The sequence below is a fragment of the Mesorhizobium sp. WSM3868 genome (assembly GCF_002294785.1).
Taxonomy (GTDB): Bacteria; Pseudomonadota; Alphaproteobacteria; order Rhizobiales; family Rhizobiaceae; genus Mesorhizobium.
In genome coordinates this window covers 1-14,739 of the sequence record NZ_NSGB01000002.1, presented here as the reverse complement: position 1 = coordinate 14,739, position 14,739 = coordinate 1, and the positions used below count along the sequence as shown (strand labels likewise).

General features: G+C 65.0%; 16 protein-coding genes. 9 read left to right on the top strand and 7 right to left on the bottom strand.

All coding sequences use genetic code 11. The features are described 5' to 3' along the window. Positions 1-22: 22 nt before the first annotated feature. From CK221_RS03230 to CK221_RS03215, 4 genes are all read left to right on the top strand, one after another. Positions 23-406 (top strand): RidA family protein, encoded by a 384-nt coding sequence (locus tag CK221_RS03230; RefSeq protein ID WP_066991649.1) that lies wholly within the window; start codon positions 23-25, stop codon positions 404-406. Positions 407-468: 62 nt separating this feature from the next. Beyond that, positions 469-822 (top strand): VOC family protein, encoded by a 354-nt coding sequence (locus tag CK221_RS03225; protein WP_066991913.1) that lies wholly within the window; start codon positions 469-471, stop codon positions 820-822. 138 nt (positions 823-960) lie between these two features. Continuing rightward, positions 961-2,064 (top strand): 3-isopropylmalate dehydrogenase, encoded by a 1,104-nt coding sequence (leuB, locus tag CK221_RS03220; protein ID WP_095776709.1) that lies wholly within the window; start codon positions 961-963, stop codon positions 2,062-2,064. A gap of 5 nt (positions 2,065-2,069) precedes the next feature. Continuing rightward, positions 2,070-2,567: a GNAT family N-acetyltransferase gene (locus tag CK221_RS03215; RefSeq protein ID WP_066991656.1), complete on the top strand. Its 498-nt coding sequence runs from the start codon at positions 2,070-2,072 to the stop codon at positions 2,565-2,567. Here CK221_RS03215 and CK221_RS03210 read toward each other — a convergent pair. After that, on the bottom strand, positions 2,557-3,264 hold the full coding sequence (locus tag CK221_RS03210) for a DUF805 domain-containing protein (RefSeq protein ID WP_066991660.1): 708 nt from the start codon (positions 3,262-3,264) through the stop codon (positions 2,557-2,559). The genes CK221_RS03215 and CK221_RS03210 overlap by 11 nt on opposite strands. Before the next feature lie 147 nt (positions 3,265-3,411). On the opposite strand from CK221_RS03210, the gene CK221_RS03205 reads away from it, so the two are divergent. Both CK221_RS03205 and CK221_RS03200 read left to right on the top strand, forming a co-directional pair. Continuing rightward, positions 3,412-4,821, top strand: a complete 1,410-nt coding sequence (locus CK221_RS03205) for a glycosyltransferase (RefSeq protein WP_095776708.1) — start codon at positions 3,412-3,414, stop codon at positions 4,819-4,821. 285 nt (positions 4,822-5,106) lie between these two features. Continuing rightward, positions 5,107-6,141: an aspartate-semialdehyde dehydrogenase gene (locus tag CK221_RS03200; protein WP_095776707.1), complete on the top strand. Its 1,035-nt coding sequence runs from the start codon at positions 5,107-5,109 to the stop codon at positions 6,139-6,141. A 352-nt stretch (positions 6,142-6,493) separates the two neighbouring features. Here CK221_RS03200 and CK221_RS03195 read toward each other — a convergent pair whose 3' ends face one another. Further along, the gene (locus CK221_RS03195; RefSeq protein ID WP_095776706.1) at positions 6,494-6,901 is read right to left on the bottom strand and encodes an ACT domain-containing protein; all 408 of its coding nucleotides are present in this window, start codon (positions 6,899-6,901) and stop codon (positions 6,494-6,496) included. Positions 6,902-7,042: 141 nt separating this feature from the next. Here CK221_RS03195 and CK221_RS03190 point away from each other — a divergent pair, with 141 nt between their 5' ends. Together CK221_RS03190 and CK221_RS03185 are read left to right on the top strand one after the other, a co-directional pair. Beyond that, positions 7,043-7,453, top strand: coding sequence for a DoxX family protein (locus CK221_RS03190; protein WP_066991671.1), 411 nt, complete (start codon positions 7,043-7,045; stop codon positions 7,451-7,453). A 237-nt stretch (positions 7,454-7,690) separates the two neighbouring features. Further along, on the top strand, positions 7,691-7,954 hold the full coding sequence (locus CK221_RS03185; RefSeq protein ID WP_066991674.1) for a YMGG-like glycine zipper-containing protein: 264 nt from the start codon (positions 7,691-7,693) through the stop codon (positions 7,952-7,954). Positions 7,955-8,030: 76 nt separating this feature from the next. Here CK221_RS03185 and rpsP read toward each other — a convergent pair whose 3' ends face one another. From rpsP to CK221_RS03155, 5 genes are all read right to left on the bottom strand, one after another. After that, positions 8,031-8,432: a 30S ribosomal protein S16 gene (rpsP, locus tag CK221_RS03180; protein ID WP_066991677.1), complete on the bottom strand. Its 402-nt coding sequence runs from the start codon at positions 8,430-8,432 to the stop codon at positions 8,031-8,033. A gap of 107 nt (positions 8,433-8,539) precedes the next feature. Beyond that, positions 8,540-8,866 (bottom strand): chorismate mutase, encoded by a 327-nt coding sequence (locus CK221_RS03175; protein WP_095776705.1) that lies wholly within the window; start codon positions 8,864-8,866, stop codon positions 8,540-8,542. Positions 8,867-8,873: 7 nt separating this feature from the next. Further along, positions 8,874-10,469, bottom strand: coding sequence for a signal recognition particle protein (ffh, locus tag CK221_RS03170; protein WP_095776704.1), 1,596 nt, complete (start codon positions 10,467-10,469; stop codon positions 8,874-8,876). A 374-nt stretch (positions 10,470-10,843) separates the two neighbouring features. Next, a complete protein-coding gene (locus CK221_RS03160; RefSeq protein ID WP_095776703.1) occupies positions 10,844-11,785 on the bottom strand; it encodes a glycosyltransferase in 942 nt (313 codons plus the stop codon). A 67-nt stretch (positions 11,786-11,852) separates the two neighbouring features. After that, a complete protein-coding gene (locus tag CK221_RS03155; protein ID WP_095776702.1) occupies positions 11,853-12,794 on the bottom strand; it encodes a CPBP family intramembrane glutamic endopeptidase in 942 nt (313 codons plus the stop codon). A 258-nt stretch (positions 12,795-13,052) separates the two neighbouring features. On the opposite strand from CK221_RS03155, the gene CK221_RS03150 reads away from it, so the two are divergent. Continuing rightward, positions 13,053-14,117, top strand: coding sequence for a TraB/GumN family protein (locus CK221_RS03150; protein ID WP_095777062.1), 1,065 nt, complete (start codon positions 13,053-13,055; stop codon positions 14,115-14,117). The last annotated feature ends 622 nt before the right edge of the window (positions 14,118-14,739 follow it).

Below are 14,739 nucleotides of genomic sequence, written 5' to 3'. Positions count from 1 at the left end.
GAACAAATCCTGCGAGGCCCCCATGCGCAAGCTGATCTCCACCGGTTCCCCCTTCGAGAAAACCGCCGGCTATTCGCGCGCGGTGGTGCAGGGCGACTGGTGTTTCGTCTCCGGAACGACCGGCTACGACTATGCCACGATGACGATGCCCGACACGGTCGAGGCGCAGACGCACAATTGTCTTGCCACCATCGCCAAGGCCCTTGCCGACGGCGGCTTCGACATGGCCGATGTGGTGCGGGCGCATTACTATATTACCGACCAGGCCTATGTTGACGTGGTCTTCCCGATCCTCGGCGAGGCGTTCGGGGACATCCGCCCGGCGGCGACGATGATCGTCTGCCAGCTCAACAAGCCGGAGATGAAGATCGAGATCGAGGTGACGGCGCTCAGGCGCACTGTCTGATGCCTGTCGCCCAGGCTGCGAAGCGGCTGGGCACAACGACGGCGTGGAGCGAGGAGCGGCCCATGGTCAAGGTCAGACGCATCGTCGCGAATATCGAAACGCCCGACATTGCGGCGGCAAAGCGCTTCTATCAGGGCGTGCTTGGCCTCGATCAGCTCATGGATATGGGCTGGATCGCCACGTACGGCTCCCAGCAGACCATGGCCGTCCAGATCAGCTTCATGTCGCAAGGCGGCTCGGGCACGCCGGTGCCGGACCTCTCGATCGAGGTCGACGATGTCGATGATGCGCTGGACCGCATGCGCAAGGCTGGCTTTGCCGTCGAATACGGCCCGGCCGACGAGCCCTGGGGCGTGCGGCGCTTCTATGTGCGCGATCCGTTCGGGCGGCTGGTGAATATCCTGTCGCATCGGTGATGGCGCGCCTACCGGCCTCTTGCGAGATGCTGGCAGGGCAGAGGGGGTGTGAAGGATCTCGAGGCTCGTCCCCTTGCGCACAGCACGCCCGGCGTTTAGCAAGGCCGCGGTTCAATTCTCTCCCCAGGACGGTTCTCCATGGCTTCGAAAAATCTCTTCCTGCTCGCCGGCGACGGCATCGGCCCCGAGGCCATGGCCGAAGTGAAGAAGTTGATCGCGGCTATGAACGCGAAGCTCGGCAGCGGCTTTGCCACCGACGAGGGGCTGGTCGGCGGATGCGCTTACGACGCGCATGGCGCGGCGATCTCCGATGCCGACATGGAAAAGGCGATGGTGGCGGATGCCGTGCTGTTCGGCGCCGTCGGCGGGCCGAAATGGGACAAGGTGCCCTACGAGGTGCGCCCCGAGGCCGGCCTGCTGCGCCTGCGCAAGGACATGGAGCTGTTCGCCAACCTGCGTCCGGCGATCTGCTATCCGGCTTTGGCCGCCTCCTCCTCGCTCAAGCAGGAGGTGGTCGAGGGCCTCGACATCTTGATCGTGCGCGAGCTGACCGGCGGCGTCTATTTCGGCGAGCCGAAGCAGATCATCGACCTCGGCAACGGCCAGAAGCGCGGCATCGACACCCAGGTCTACGACACGTTCGAGATCGAGCGTATCTCCGGCGTCGCTTTCGAGCTGGCACGCACGCGCAAGAACCATGTCACCTCGATGGAAAAGCGCAACGTCATGAAGTCGGGCGTGCTGTGGAACGAGGTGGTCACCCAGACGCATCAGGCGAAATATGCCGACGTCAAGCTCGACCACATGCTGGCCGATGCCGGCGGCATGCAGCTGGTGCGCTGGCCAAAACAGTTCGACGTCATCGTCACCGACAATCTGTTCGGCGACATGCTCTCGGACATCGCCGCCATGCTCACCGGCTCGATCGGCATGCTGCCGTCGGCCTCGCTCGGCGCGCCGGACGTCAAGACCAAGCAGCGCAAGGCGCTCTACGAGCCGGTGCACGGCTCGGCGCCCGACATCGCCGGCAAGGGCGTCGCCAATCCGATCGCCATGATCGCCTCCTTCGCCATGTGCCTGCGCTATTCCTTCGGCATGACGGTGGAAGCCGACAAGCTCGAAGCGGCGATCGCCGCCGTGCTCGACGACGGCCTGCGCACCAAGGACATCATGTCCGAGGGCATGACCGAGGTCGGCACCACCGAAATGGGCGATGCCATCATCGCCAAGTTCCTGGGCTGATCCCCATGGCAGAGGCGGCGGTTGACGTCCGCTGGGCGACGACCGAAGACGCCGAGGCGCTCGCCACCGTGCTTTGCGCAATGGCGGCGCATTACCGGCAGTCACCGCTCGACCATGCCCGGGCGACGGCCACGGCAAAGCAGTGGCTCGGCGAGGAAAGCCCGGCCTATCCGCATTTCGCGCTGGCCTTCGCCGGTGGCGAGGTGGCCGGCCTGGCCTCGGTCGCGATCGCGCATCCGGGCATTGATCTCGACCGGCTGATGTTCTTGAAAGACCTGTTCGTGCGTCAAGAGGCTCGAAACGCGGGAGTGGGTGAGGCGCTGATCGGCTTTCTCGCCGGCTATTGCCTCGACAAGCGCATTGGCCGCATCGACCTCACCGCCGAGGACTGGAACGAGGGTGCGCTGCGCTTCTACGAGCGGCTCGGCGCCGAACGCCATGGCCAGAAGATCTTCCTCAGGCTGTCGGGCGAGGCACTAAGGACGGCGGCCGTCAGAATCTAACTCCGCCCGGCACCGGCCCCCACTTGTTGTCGCCGGCCTGGGTCGGGATCAGGCCGAAGACCAGGGTGGCGAGCCAGCCGACATAAGGCACGAAGCAGAGGATGGCGAGCCAGCCGGTCAGGCCGAGATCATGCAAGCGGCGCACGATGAGCGCGACCCACGGCAGGAACGTGAGCAGGACGTAAAGACCGAGCAGGCTGAACATGACGACCGGCTCATCGCCGCCGCCCTCGACGTTGCCGCGCGACAGGTCTGCGGAGAAGCCGACGCCGATGGCGACGACAAGACCGATCGTCCAGAACAGGCAAAAGCCCCAGAACTCCTTGCGCCGGGCGCGGCCGGAGAAGTTGACGTAGTTCGTCGTCACGCCACGCCAGAAATAGCTCCAGAGGCCGGTCGATTCCACCGTTTCGGCCTCGGCGTTGCGGCCGAAATGCGGCTGCCCCGCAGGCGAGCTGCCCGGCAGCGGACGGGCAGGAACTGGAACGGCGTTGTCAACCGGATCGATCATCCGGCCGCGGACCGAGAAGACATTGCCAGCACGTTCGCCGTTCGGCTGGAACTCGACCTGGGCTCCCCTGGCAAGCGTTGTCTCGCGACGCAGGTCCTCGCGCGCGAAACTGTAGCGCCTGCCGTCGGCGCCGCTGATGAAGCCGAAGCCCTGGTGCTCGTCATAGTGAAGAACTTCGCCGCGCATCAGATCCCCCCGAGCGTCGAATTCTTTCCCTTTGCTCGATTTGACATGAGCGCCGGCCGGCGGGCAAGAGCGATGGCGTTCAGCCGGCTATCTTAGAGGCGGCAAATCGGGATAGAAGCCGCAAGTCGCCTCACAGACCGCGAAGCAATGGCCCAGAAGGACTCGACACTGCTGCCAGAAGCGGCCGACGCTCCCGGCGGCCAAAGACGGAAAATCTGCATCGACGCGACCGGCCTGCTCGCCTGGCGCGGCGCGCTGGCCGGCATCCAGCGGCTGGAAGACTTCATGGTCAGGGCAGCGCTCGCCGATCCCGACCCGGATGTCGAGGTGGTGACGCTCGATCTCTCCAGCCATCGTTTCCGGGCGCTCGAAAAATTCGAGATGGAGCAGTTGGGTGTCAGCGAGATCGCGCCGTTCCGGCAGCGGCCACGACTGCAAGCCGCTGCCGCGCTGCGGCAGGGGTTCGAAGCGGTGCGGCGCCATCCAATGGTCAAGAGTGAAGCCGATCGCCAGCTTGCGGGAATGGTGACGAACGGCCGTCCCGGCTTCACCTTCACGGTGTCGAAGGTGCTGCTGCGGGCCTATCGCTTCTCTAGGCGAGCCGGTCTCCGGGCGGGTTTGCTTCGCGGCGATGCGGCGCAGCCGACGAAGGATGTCGGGCCTCGAACGGTGCTGATCAGCAACCAACTGCTGGTCGGCGAAAAGTTAGCGGCGGTTTGCGCCGGCCCCGACAATATAGCCTTTCTTTGCCACGACATGATCCCGACCATGCGGCCCGACCTTGTCGCCAAGAACAGATGGCAGGCCGCCTTCGGGCCCAATCTCGAACGGCTGGTGCGGTCCGGCGCGGCGGCCTTCTGCACCTCCGACACCGCGGCGACGATGCTAGGCGATCACATGCGCAAGGCCGGCATAGATCTGCCGGCCGTCCATCGCTTCCCGATGCCGTCGCTGCTGCTTGAGAAGGCCGCGCGGCTGAGGATGACGTCCCGGCTCGAGGCCGGCGAGCCCTACATCCTTTATTGCTCGACCGTCGAGATCCGGAAGAACCACATCATGCTCGCCCGCATCTGGCAGCAGGCGCTCGACGAAGGCGTTCGGTTGCCGAAGCTCGTCTGCGTCGGCCGCTGGGGCTGGATGGTCGAGGAGCTCAGCGCCTATCTCAAGGCTCATGCGGGGCTGAAAGAAAAGATCGTCTTCGCGGGTTCGGTCAGCGACGAGGAGCTTATCGGCTATTATCGAAGTGCCAGCTTCGGCGTTTTCCCCTCGCATATCGAGGGCTGGGGCTATGCCGCTTCGGAGTGTCTGGATTTCGGGGTCCCGGTCATCGTCTCGACCACGCCGTCGCTGATCGAAGCGACCGGCGGCCTGATGCCCGCGGTCGGTTCGACCGACCAGATCGGCTGGTATGGCGCAATCCGACGGATGACAGACGACGATGCCTGGCGCGATTTGCTGGCCGGGCGTATCGCCGAAGAGCACAGGCCGACATCGCCTGCCGAAAGCTGGGCGGCGATAAAGGCCGGGCTCAAGGCGGCAGCAGTCTGCGCCAATTGACTCTTTACGCAAAGCGCGTAAAAGCCGGCAGCGAACGGGATCGTCTTCAATGCGCGGCCATTTGGCTCTTCTGGCATTCGATGCCCCCAGCCACGATGCACAGCATCGGGCCGGGCGTTTCGACGCGTCCGTCCGTTCTCGCAAAACTACGGCCAAAACCACCACCAAAACGGTGTGATTCCCTTGGCCTAACCACCCTCTCCCGGGTTCGGCCCGGGGGACGGAACCCGCATGAGGCCGGCGGGTTTTCTCCAACAACCAAGCGGAGAGGGACAGGAGATTTCGATGAGTTTCAAGGTTGCGGTAGTCGGCGCCACGGGCAATGTGGGCCGCGAAATGCTCAACATTCTGGACGAGCGCGGCTTCCCGGCGAGCGAAGTGGTGGCGTTGGCCTCGCGCCGCAGCCAGGGCACCGAAGTGTCCTTCGGCGACCGCACGCTGAAGGTCAAGGCGCTCGACACCTACGATTTTTCCGACACCGACATCTGCGTCATGTCGGCCGGCGGCAATGTCTCGAAGGAGTGGTCGCCCAAGATCGGCAAGCAGGGCTGCGTCGTCATCGATAATTCGTCGGCCTTCCGCTACGACCCGGACGTGCCGCTGATCGTGCCGGAAGTGAATCCGGACGGGGTCGAACTCTTCTCGCGCAAGAACATCATCGCCAATCCGAACTGCTCGACGGCGCAGCTCGTCGTGGCGCTGAAGCCGCTGCACGATGTCGCCACCATCAAGCGCGTCGTCGTCGCCACCTACCAGTCGGTCTCCGGCGCCGGCAAGGAAGGCATGGACGAGCTGTTCACGCAAACCCGCGCGGTCTTCGTCGCCGACCAGGTCGACGTCAAGAAGTTCACCAAGCGCATCGCCTTCAACGTCATCCCGCATATCGACGTCTTCCTCGACGACGGTTTCACCAAGGAAGAGTGGAAGATGGTCGCCGAGACGAAGAAGATGCTCGATCCCAAGATCAAGCTGACGGCGACCTGCGTGCGCGTGCCGGTGTTCATCGGCCACTCGGAAGCCGTCAACATCGAGTTCGAGAAGCCGATTACCGCCGACGAGGCGCGCGAGATCCTGCGCGAGGCTCCCGGCTGCCAGGTCTTGGACAAGCGCGAGAACGGCGGCTACATCACGCCGCTCGAGTCGGCCGGCGAGGACGCCACCTTCATCTCGCGCATCCGCGAGGATTCGACCGTCGATAACGGCCTGTCGATGTGGGTCGTCTCCGACAATCTGCGCAAGGGCGCGGCGCTCAACGCCGTCCAGATCGCCGAGCTGTTGGTCGAGCGGGGCCTAATCCAGCCGAAGAAGAAGGCGGCTTAGTTCCGCTCACGGGCCGCACCGCCGCTTCGCGGCTGGCCCTCCGCGAGGGCGCCGGACGACCGGCGGCCCGCGGTCGCGGGCTCGGCCTTCGGCCGTGTTGTTCTCGCTCACGGGCTGTTCCGCCGCTGCCGCGGCGGGCCCTCCGCGAGGGCGCCGGACGACCGGCGGCCCGCGGTCGCGGGCTCGGCCTTCGGCCGTTGGGCTCTCGCTCACGGGCCGCGCGTCGCGGGCGGCCTTCCGCCGATAGCTCTCTTTTCCCCGTTCACGGGAAAGGTCGCGGCAGGAGGATGAGGGTGGCGCCGGAATATCCAGGTGTGACGAGCGATGCCCGCTGCTTCCATGTGCCGAGGCGCTAGCCACTGCTCTCCGCAGCCAGCTGCCGCAGGAGGCCGAGCGCCTCGTCCGCCCGCTCCGCCAGGACGAACAGATGGTCATGATAAAAGGCCGAGACCGGATTGACGCCCATGCCGGCAGCGGCGAGCCGCGTCGTGATCGCGGCCAGAAAGCCGACGGCGTCGAGCGACGAATGGATGTCGAGCGTGATCATCCGGCAGCGGAACGTGCCGGCGAGGCCGGCTACCTTCGCTTGGTCCTCCGTCACGATCAGCGTCGTGCCTTCCCGCTCGCGAAACTGCATGACCGGATCAAGACCGTGCGGCACGGCCCCACCCGGCGCCAGGGTCGCGAAAACATGGACATCGGGGAGCAGTTGCGGCGTCATCGACGCCAGTAGTCTTTTGAGATTGGTCTCGCCGGTCATTCTCTCTCCTTCGCTCATGCATTCTCACTCAATCATGCGTTCGAAAAAAGCGCACCGACCCTTGTAGGATCGCCGCCCTGCCCGCCGTCCTTGGCTCGAAGCTGGCAAAACAGCCAGGCTCCAACCAAGGAGGGAACACCAATGAGCATTTCAGAAGCCGCTCCCGTCTCGAACGGCGCCTTGTGGACCGGGCGCGCGCTTAGCGCCATTGTCATCCTTTTCATGATCTTCGACGGCGTCATCAAGCTGCCGCCGCTGCAGATCGTCACCGAGACGATGACGCAGCTCGGCTGGCCAGATGACCCAAACACCGCGCGGCTGCTCGGCATCGTCGGCCTGATCTCGACTGTGCTTTATGCGCTGCCGCGCACGTCCGTGCTCGGCGCCATCCTGCTCACCGCCTATATGGGCGGCGCGATTTCCACGCATGTGCGCATCGGTAACCCGCTGCTCTCGCACACGCTGTTCGGCGTCTATCTCGCTGTTGTCCTGTGGGGCGGGCTCTATCTGCGCGACCCCAGAGTGCGCGCGCTGATCCCGTTCAGCCGCTGAGGTGGTTCGTTCTGGTGATTCCACCGGCTGCGGCGACCGCAGGGGCTTCGAAGCCGGCTGTGCCGAGCTGCGTTACCGAACGCTAATTCGTGAGCACTCTCAATGCTGTCGAGGCCGGTTGGCGCAACCCGCGCCTGCCTTCGAAACAGCAATATTCGTTCCCTTCGGGATCAAATTAGCCGTTTGCGAGTTAAAGCTTGGCGGCGAGGACGGCGATCCCGTGAGAGAGGAACTGAAATGAAGAAAGCGATTACCATTCTGGTGCTGACGGTGGCGCTGGGCGCCTGTTCGCAGACGGAAAAAGGAGCGGCGATCGGCGGCTTGGGCGGTGCTGCGGTCGGAGCGGCCGTCGCCAATGACCCGGTCGAGGGCGCAGTGGTCGGTGGCGCTGTCGGCGCCGTGGCAGGCGCGTTGATCGGCCGTGCCAGCGAAAGCGGCAAGTGCCGTTATCGGGACCGCTACGGGCGCGTTTATATTGCTCGTTGCCCGTCGGGATATTGAGGTATCGACGGGCCTGACCAAAAGAACGGCGGGGTTGGCCCGCCGTTCTTTTGACCTGTTTTGACCGAGGCCGAGATTACTCGGCGGTCGCGGCTTCCGCCTCGGCGGGTGCTGCGGACGCGGCCGCAACGGCAGCGGCGGCGTCTTCCTGGGCCTTCTTCAGCAGGGCTGCGCGCTCCTGCGCCTTCTTGCCGGGCAGGGCCTTGTTCGGGTTGGAGCGGGCCGGACGCTTGGCAATGCCGGCCTCGTCGAGGAAGCGCAGCACGCGGTCGGTCGGCTGGGCGCCGTGCGAGAGCCAGTGCTTGACGCGGTCGGCGTCGACCTTCACGCGTTCGCCGTCCTTCGGCAGCAGCGGGTTCCACGAGCCGAGCGCCTCGATGAAACGGCCGTCGCGCGGCGAACGGGCGTCGGCGACGACGACGTGGTAATAGGGACGCTTCTTCGAGCCCGCACGGGCCAGTCTGATCTTCAGTGCCATTCTTTATCTCCTAACAAGCTCTGAGTTCGTTGATTGGGTTGCGGCTTTGGCCTTGTGCAAGTCGTAATCCCAAGACCGCTGCGCAGTTTGGGCGACATGCACCAGCTTCAGCCGGTTTTCGTCACGCCGTTGTTAGCGGCGATCTGTTCGTGATGCCGGATGACTTCGCGGATGACGAAGTTCAGAAATTTCTCCGCGAAATCCGGATCGAGATGCGCATCGTTCGCCAGTTGGCGCAGGCGGGCGATCTGCTGCTGCTCGCGCGCCGGGTCGGCCGGCGGCAGGCCATGCTCGGCCTTCAGCACGCCGACCGCCTTGGTGCAGCGGAAGCGCTCGGCCAGCATATGAATGAGGGCGGCGTCGATGTTGTCGATCGAAGCGCGGTAGCCCGCCAGAACGGCGCGTGCCTCGGCCATATCCTTCTCCTCGTTCATCGCCCCCTCACTTCTTCTTGCCAAGGCCAGGCAGCCCGCCGCCGCCGAGACCGGGAAGACCCGGCAGTTTCATGCCGCCGGGCAGGCCCGGCAACCCGCCCCCGGGAAGTCCGCCGGGCAGCCCGCCCGGCAGGCCTTTGCCGAGACCGGCAGCCTGGGCCTGCTTCTGCAGGGCCTCGAGCTGCTTGGGATCCATCTTGGAGAGATCCGGCATACCCCCCATGCCGCCGGGCATCATGCCGCCAAGGCCCATCTTCGAGGCAAGGCCGCCCATCATGCCGCGCATCATGCCGCCGCCTTTGCCCTTGCCGCCCATCGCCTTCATCATGTCGGCCATGCCGCGATGCATCTTCAAGAGCTTGTTGATCTCGGCCGCGTCGGTGCCGGAGCCGGCGGCGATGCGCTTCTTGCGCGAGTGCTTCAAGATATCGGGGTTGGCGCGCTCGGCCTTGGTCATCGAGGAGATGATGGCGAGCTGCCGGCGGAACATCTTGTCGTCGAAGCCGGCCGCGGCGAGCTGGTCCTTCATCTTGCCCATGCCGGGCATCATGCCCATGATGCCGCCCATGCCGCCCATTTTCGACATCTGCTGAAGCTGCGCGGCAAGGTCGTTCAGGTCGAACTTGCCTGACTGCATCTTCTTGGCCATCGCCGCCGCCTGCTCGGCGTCGATGGTCTCGGCGGCCTTCTCGACCAGCGAGACGATGTCGCCCATGCCGAGGATGCGGTCGGCGATGCGCTTGGGGTGGAATTCCTCCAGCCCGTCCATCTTTTCGCCGGTGCCGATCAGCTTGATCGGCTTGCCGGTGACGGCGCGCATCGAAAGCGCGGCGCCGCCGCGGCCGTCGCCGTCCATGCGGGTCAGCACCAGGCCGGTGATGCCGACGCGCTCGTCGAAGCTTTTCGCCAGGTTGACCGCGTCCTGGCCGGTCAGCGAGTCGGCTACCAGCAGGATTTCGTGCGGCGACGACACCTTTTTGATGTCGGCCATCTCGACCATCAGCGGCTCGTCGATATGGGTGCGGCCGGCCGTGTCGAGGATGACGACGTCGTGGCCGCCGAGCTTTGCCGCCTGCACGGCGCGCTTGGCGATATCGACCGGGCTTTGGCCGGCGATGATCGGCAGCGTGGCGACCTTGGTCTGCTCGCCGAGCTGGCGCAGCTGCTCCTGCGCGGCCGGACGCCGCGTGTCGAGCGAGGCCATCAGAATTTTCTTGTTCTGACGCTCCGTAAGGCGCTTGGCGATTTTGGCCGAGGTCGTCGTCTTGCCGGAACCCTGCAGGCCGACCATCATGACGACGACGGGCGCGGGCGCGTTGAGGTCGATAGCGACGCCCTCGGCACCGAGCATATCGACCAGCTCGTCATGGACGATCTTGACGACCATCTGTCCGGGCTTGATCGACTTCAGCACCGCGGCGCCGACCGCCTTCTCGCGCACCTTGTCGGTGAAAGAGCGAACCACCTCGAGCGCCACATCGGCCTCAAGCAGTGCCCGGCGCACCTCGCGCAACGCCGCAGAGACGTCCGCCTCCGACAGCGCACCGCGGCCGGTCAGGCCGTTCAGGATGGAGCCAAGGCGCTCTTGCAGGGACTCAAACATTGATCAAACCGCCGTGCGAGAGCGCCTTGGATTCATGCCGATCCCTGTCGGCCCTGCGGCCCTCCACGCCTCTTGTGCGCTCCTGCAGTGATTCAAACATCTTGCTTCCTTCGATCTCGGTTCATTCGACCCGAGAGGTAGTGCGTTCGCGCCGGGTCGCCAAGCCAAAGCGCAAAGCCAAAAAGCACCCGGGGGCGCATCGCGCTGCCGGGTGTTGGCCTCCAGGATCGGTTTACAGCTCTCGCCTCAAAGAGGCTTCGGCGTCCTGGTCGGCTTTCGCGGAGAGGGTCTCGTCGCGGAATTCGTGCGCGTCTAGACAGCAAATCGGCGGCAGAGTCAAGGCTGGGGCGGTTTTCAAGAGCAAAAGAGGCGGTTCAGGGCAGCTTTTCGCCATCCAGGATGCGCGTATAGAGATCGAGATAGCCGTTTGCCGTCCTCGCGATGGGAAATCGCGCGGCGGCGGATGCGCGGCACTGCTCAGGCGACAAGCCGGCGATGTCGGCCAAGGCCTTGGCGAACTCGGCATCGGTGTCGAAGAGGCGTCCGGTGGCGTCGTCGACGATTTCGGGCAGCGCGCCGCGCCGTGTCGTCAACACCGGCGTGCCGCAGAGCATCGCTTCGACCGGCGCCATGCCGAACGGCTCTTCCCAGGCGATCGGGTTGAGAAAAGCTCTGGCCTCTCCCAGCAGGCGCAGCTTCTCGTCGCCGTCGACGATGCCGTGGTAGCGGAAGCGGCGGCCGAGGCTCTTGAAGAAGACACCCTGGCGGCGAACCTTGGTGCGCTGCAGGAGCTGCCAGCGCGAGCCGCCGGCGATATCGAGCTGGAAATCGAAGGCACGGGCGAGATCGACAGCCCGGTTGAGGTTCTTGCCGGCGCGGGCGATGCCGGCCAGAAACAGAAGCCTGTCCGTCTTGCCGACGGACAGCCGATAGGCGTCGACCGGAAAGCCGTTGTGGACGAAGGTTTCCCGCCCGTGGTTGCGCGCATGGCTGGCGCTGACGAAGTTCCAGTTTGGCCTGTTTTGCGTGAATTCCGGGTCGAAGCCGTGCATCGTATAGAGCGCCGGCCGCGAAATCTCGATGTACCAGCCATTGAAATGCACGATGTCGGTGTCGGCCGGGATCGCAGCGCGGCATTCGGCGGCCGAAGAGGCCTGCCGCACTTCGCACAGCGGATGGCTCGAGCCGCGACCGGCGATCAGGACCACCTTGTGGCCGAGACGCGAAAGCTCTGTTGCCAGCCAGTCGACCTGCCGCTCAGTGCCGCCATAGCCTTTGCAGGGAATGGTGCGTTCCGCCACCAGCGTGATGCGCATCAGGCGAGCCCGTCGGTTTTCCGCCTGACCACGATCCGATCAAGAAACCGGTTTCCGCTTTTTTGGATCATGGCTCGTCCGGCCCGACCGTCAGGGGGGAGCGGCGATGCAGAAGCAGGAGCATCGTCAGCAGCGTGCTTACGATGCCGATCGCGGCGATGAGAACGGCGTCCCAATTGGTCCAGCCGGGGCCTTCCAGCGGCTTGGCGTTGAACAGGGCGAAGGAATTGTAGCTCTGCTGGTGCGAGATCAGCAGGAAGCCGATCAGATTGTTGCCGAGATGGGCGCCGAATGCAGCGCCGAGATTGCCGGTCACATAGACCAGCAGCGTCAGCAGCAGCGCGAAGGCGGCGATCGAGACCAGCACGCTGGCATTGATGGCGAGCGTCGAGGCCGGGCTCCAATGCAAGGCGGTGAACAGAAGGCCCGGCAGCGCGGCCCAGATCAGCGGGCTGCCAAAGCGGCTGGCGAGGCCACGCAGCAGATAGCCACGGAACAGAGCCTCCTCCGATGAGGTCTGCAGAAAGGCGAGCGGCACGATCGCGAGAAGCAAGAGCAGCCAGGACGAGAACGCGATCGATCCGCGGACGATCTCCGGCTGTAGCCAATAGAGCAGCACCTCGGAGAACAAGGAGGTTGTCAGAACCGCGACCAGGCCTTTGAGAAACCCGCCGCGCGAGATGCGGCGGTCTGGGCCGATCAGCGCCGAGAGCGGCTCGCCATGAACGAAGCGCATCGCGGCCCAAAGACCGATCCAGATGCCGAGAAAGGACGCCAGCGCGGTGAGGATGCCGGCGGGAGAGGCAAGGAAATCCTGGATCGGCTGTCCGGTCGCCGGACCCGGGAGGCGCAAGACGATGAAGGCGGCGGTGCCGGCGACGAGCACGACCAGCGTCACGGCGAGCCAGAAGAGAACGACGATCGCCGTTCCGAGCAGGAGCCGGAGCAGGGTGGTTTTCTCGTTCGGCGAGCGCCGGTAGCGCTCGAAGGCGGCGTTGTCGATGATCACACGGGGGTCCCCTGCCGGGCGCTTTACGGTCGCATGATCTAGGGGATCGGCGTTTTCGGCGCAATCGCTCCCGTCAGATCCAGCAACCAGTTGGGCCGCTCGACCGCGGGGATCATCGAAACTGGCGGCAGATCAGCCACGCCTTCCACCGGCGCAGGGCCACCCGTCTAACGCTGCTGCCGCGAATCCGAGCCGGTCGACAACAATTTCGGCTCTCGATTAACCGTTTTGCCGCTTTTTGCGCGTAAGACGCTTGCCATGAAACGCGTTATCGCCATCGCCGACCGCGCGGCCCTCGTCTCGTTGAAGCTGCTCGCAGCGCTCAACGTGCTGCTTTTCCTTTCGTTCCTGCTCGTGCTGCTGCTGGCCGGCCGCGCGCATGCCGAAGCGCCCGCCTGCGGCGGCAGCGACCTGCTGGCAGGTCTTGCAAAGAGCGATCCCGCCGCCTTCAAGAAGGTCCAGACCGAAGCCGCAGCCGTTCCGAACGGCCGGGGGCTGTTGTGGAAGCTCGAGAAACCGGGCGAGAAGCCGTCCTATCTCTTCGGCACCATGCACATGACGGACGCGCGCGTCACCACGCTGCCTGCCGCGGCCCAAAAAGCCTATGACGGCGCCGACACCATCATCATCGAAACCACCGACGCCCTCGACAAGGCCAAGATGATGGCCGCCATGGCCGCCGAGCCTGGCCTGATGATGTTCACGGACAACACGACGCTGTCCTCGCTGCTGTCGCCCGAGGATGCGGCAGTACTGAACAAGGGGCTCGATGCACGCGGCATTCCGCCTCTGACGGTGGCCAAGATGAAGCCGTGGATCCTGTCGGCCATGGTGGCGCTACCGGCCTGCGAGGTGGCGCGCCAGAGCGCCGGCGCGCCGGTGCTGGACGTCAAGCTGGCCGCCGACGCCAAAGCATCCGGCAAGGACGTCGAGGGGTTGGAAACCGCCGTCGACCAACTGCGCGCCATGGCTTCGCTGCCGCTCGCCTACCACATGAAGGGGTTGGTCGAGACGCTGAAGCTCGGCGACAAGGTGAACGACGTCAACGAAACCATGATCGTGCTCTACCAACGCGGCGAGGTCGGCATGTTCTGGCCGCTGTTTCGCACCGTGCTGCCCGACACGGCGGACGACCAGGCCGGCTACGCCGCCTTCGAGCAGACCATGATCACCAGCCGCAACAAGGTCATGGTCGCGCATGCCATGGCTATCCTGGCCAGGGGCAATGCCTTCATGGCGGTCGGCGCGCTGCATCTGCCCGGCCCTGACGGACTGATCGAAGATTTCCGCAAAGCGGGGTATAGTGTTACCGCCGTCAACTGAGTCGTCTGGCGGCTGGGGAGCGGAAAATGCCGGTTTTTCAGCGCTTTCCGTCCGCCTGCGTGAAACCCATTAGGGGATCCGCGCGTTGATGGCTGCTATTTGATGCCTTTCATTCCAAGGAGGACACGTTTCATGGCGAACCCTAACGACCCCTACACCCCGTCGAGCACGCCGCCCTCGAGGGGCGGTGGTGGCGGCAGCGGGTGGCTGATCGCCCTAGTTGTCATTATCCTGGCCATTGTTGCGTATTATGTTTTTGGCAGAACCGGCGGCGAGCACGCCCCGGCGACTTCCGAGCCGCCGGCCGCGACGACGCCGGCCCCGGCGCCTGCAACGCCTGAACCTGCGCCCGCAACGCCTGCTCCAGCTCCGACGCCAGCCCCGGCGCCCGCGCCGACTCCGACGCCTGCCCCGGCTCCGGCACCTGCACCGTCTCCGTGATCAGGCTATAGCTCCACGACGAACGGCCCGCCGAAAGGCGGGCCGTCAGACTGCTGACGAACCCCGTCGATTTTCGGCGGGGTTTTGTTTTGCAGATTGATTGCGCTTGGGAAATTGGTGGCGGGAGCGGATGTCAGGAGGCCGCCGACGCAGATTTGGCCTCAGGCGAGGACCGGTTTGG

What these genes read in the sequence shown, in the direction of transcription:
- CK221_RS03160 (WP_095776703.1), bottom strand. Translation starts at nt 11,785, where the DNA reads ATGCGCATCACGCTGGTGGCGGAACGCACCATTCCCTGCAAAGGCTAT.
- CK221_RS03215 (WP_066991656.1), top strand. Translation starts at nt 2,070, where the DNA reads ATGGCAGAGGCGGCGGTTGACGTCCGCTGGGCGACGACCGAAGACGCC.
- CK221_RS03185 (WP_066991674.1), top strand. Translation starts at nt 7,691, where the DNA reads ATGAAGAAAGCGATTACCATTCTGGTGCTGACGGTGGCGCTGGGCGCC.
- CK221_RS03205 (WP_095776708.1), top strand. Translation starts at nt 3,412, where the DNA reads ATGGCCCAGAAGGACTCGACACTGCTGCCAGAAGCGGCCGACGCTCCC.
- leuB (WP_095776709.1), top strand. Translation starts at nt 961, where the DNA reads ATGGCTTCGAAAAATCTCTTCCTGCTCGCCGGCGACGGCATCGGCCCC.
- ffh (WP_095776704.1), bottom strand. Translation starts at nt 10,469, where the DNA reads ATGTTTGAGTCCCTGCAAGAGCGCCTTGGCTCCATCCTGAACGGCCTG.
- CK221_RS03195 (WP_095776706.1), bottom strand. Translation starts at nt 6,901, where the DNA reads ATGACCGGCGAGACCAATCTCAAAAGACTACTGGCGTCGATGACGCCG.
- CK221_RS03225 (WP_066991913.1), top strand. Translation starts at nt 469, where the DNA reads ATGGTCAAGGTCAGACGCATCGTCGCGAATATCGAAACGCCCGACATT.
- CK221_RS03200 (WP_095776707.1), top strand. Translation starts at nt 5,107, where the DNA reads ATGAGTTTCAAGGTTGCGGTAGTCGGCGCCACGGGCAATGTGGGCCGC.
- CK221_RS03175 (WP_095776705.1), bottom strand. Translation starts at nt 8,866, where the DNA reads ATGAACGAGGAGAAGGATATGGCCGAGGCACGCGCCGTTCTGGCGGGC.
- CK221_RS03150 (WP_095777062.1), top strand. Translation starts at nt 13,053, where the DNA reads ATGAAACGCGTTATCGCCATCGCCGACCGCGCGGCCCTCGTCTCGTTG.
- rpsP (WP_066991677.1), bottom strand. Translation starts at nt 8,432, where the DNA reads ATGGCACTGAAGATCAGACTGGCCCGTGCGGGCTCGAAGAAGCGTCCC.
- CK221_RS03190 (WP_066991671.1), top strand. Translation starts at nt 7,043, where the DNA reads ATGAGCATTTCAGAAGCCGCTCCCGTCTCGAACGGCGCCTTGTGGACC.
- CK221_RS03230 (WP_066991649.1), top strand. Translation starts at nt 23, where the DNA reads ATGCGCAAGCTGATCTCCACCGGTTCCCCCTTCGAGAAAACCGCCGGC.
- CK221_RS03210 (WP_066991660.1), bottom strand. Translation starts at nt 3,264, where the DNA reads ATGCGCGGCGAAGTTCTTCACTATGACGAGCACCAGGGCTTCGGCTTC.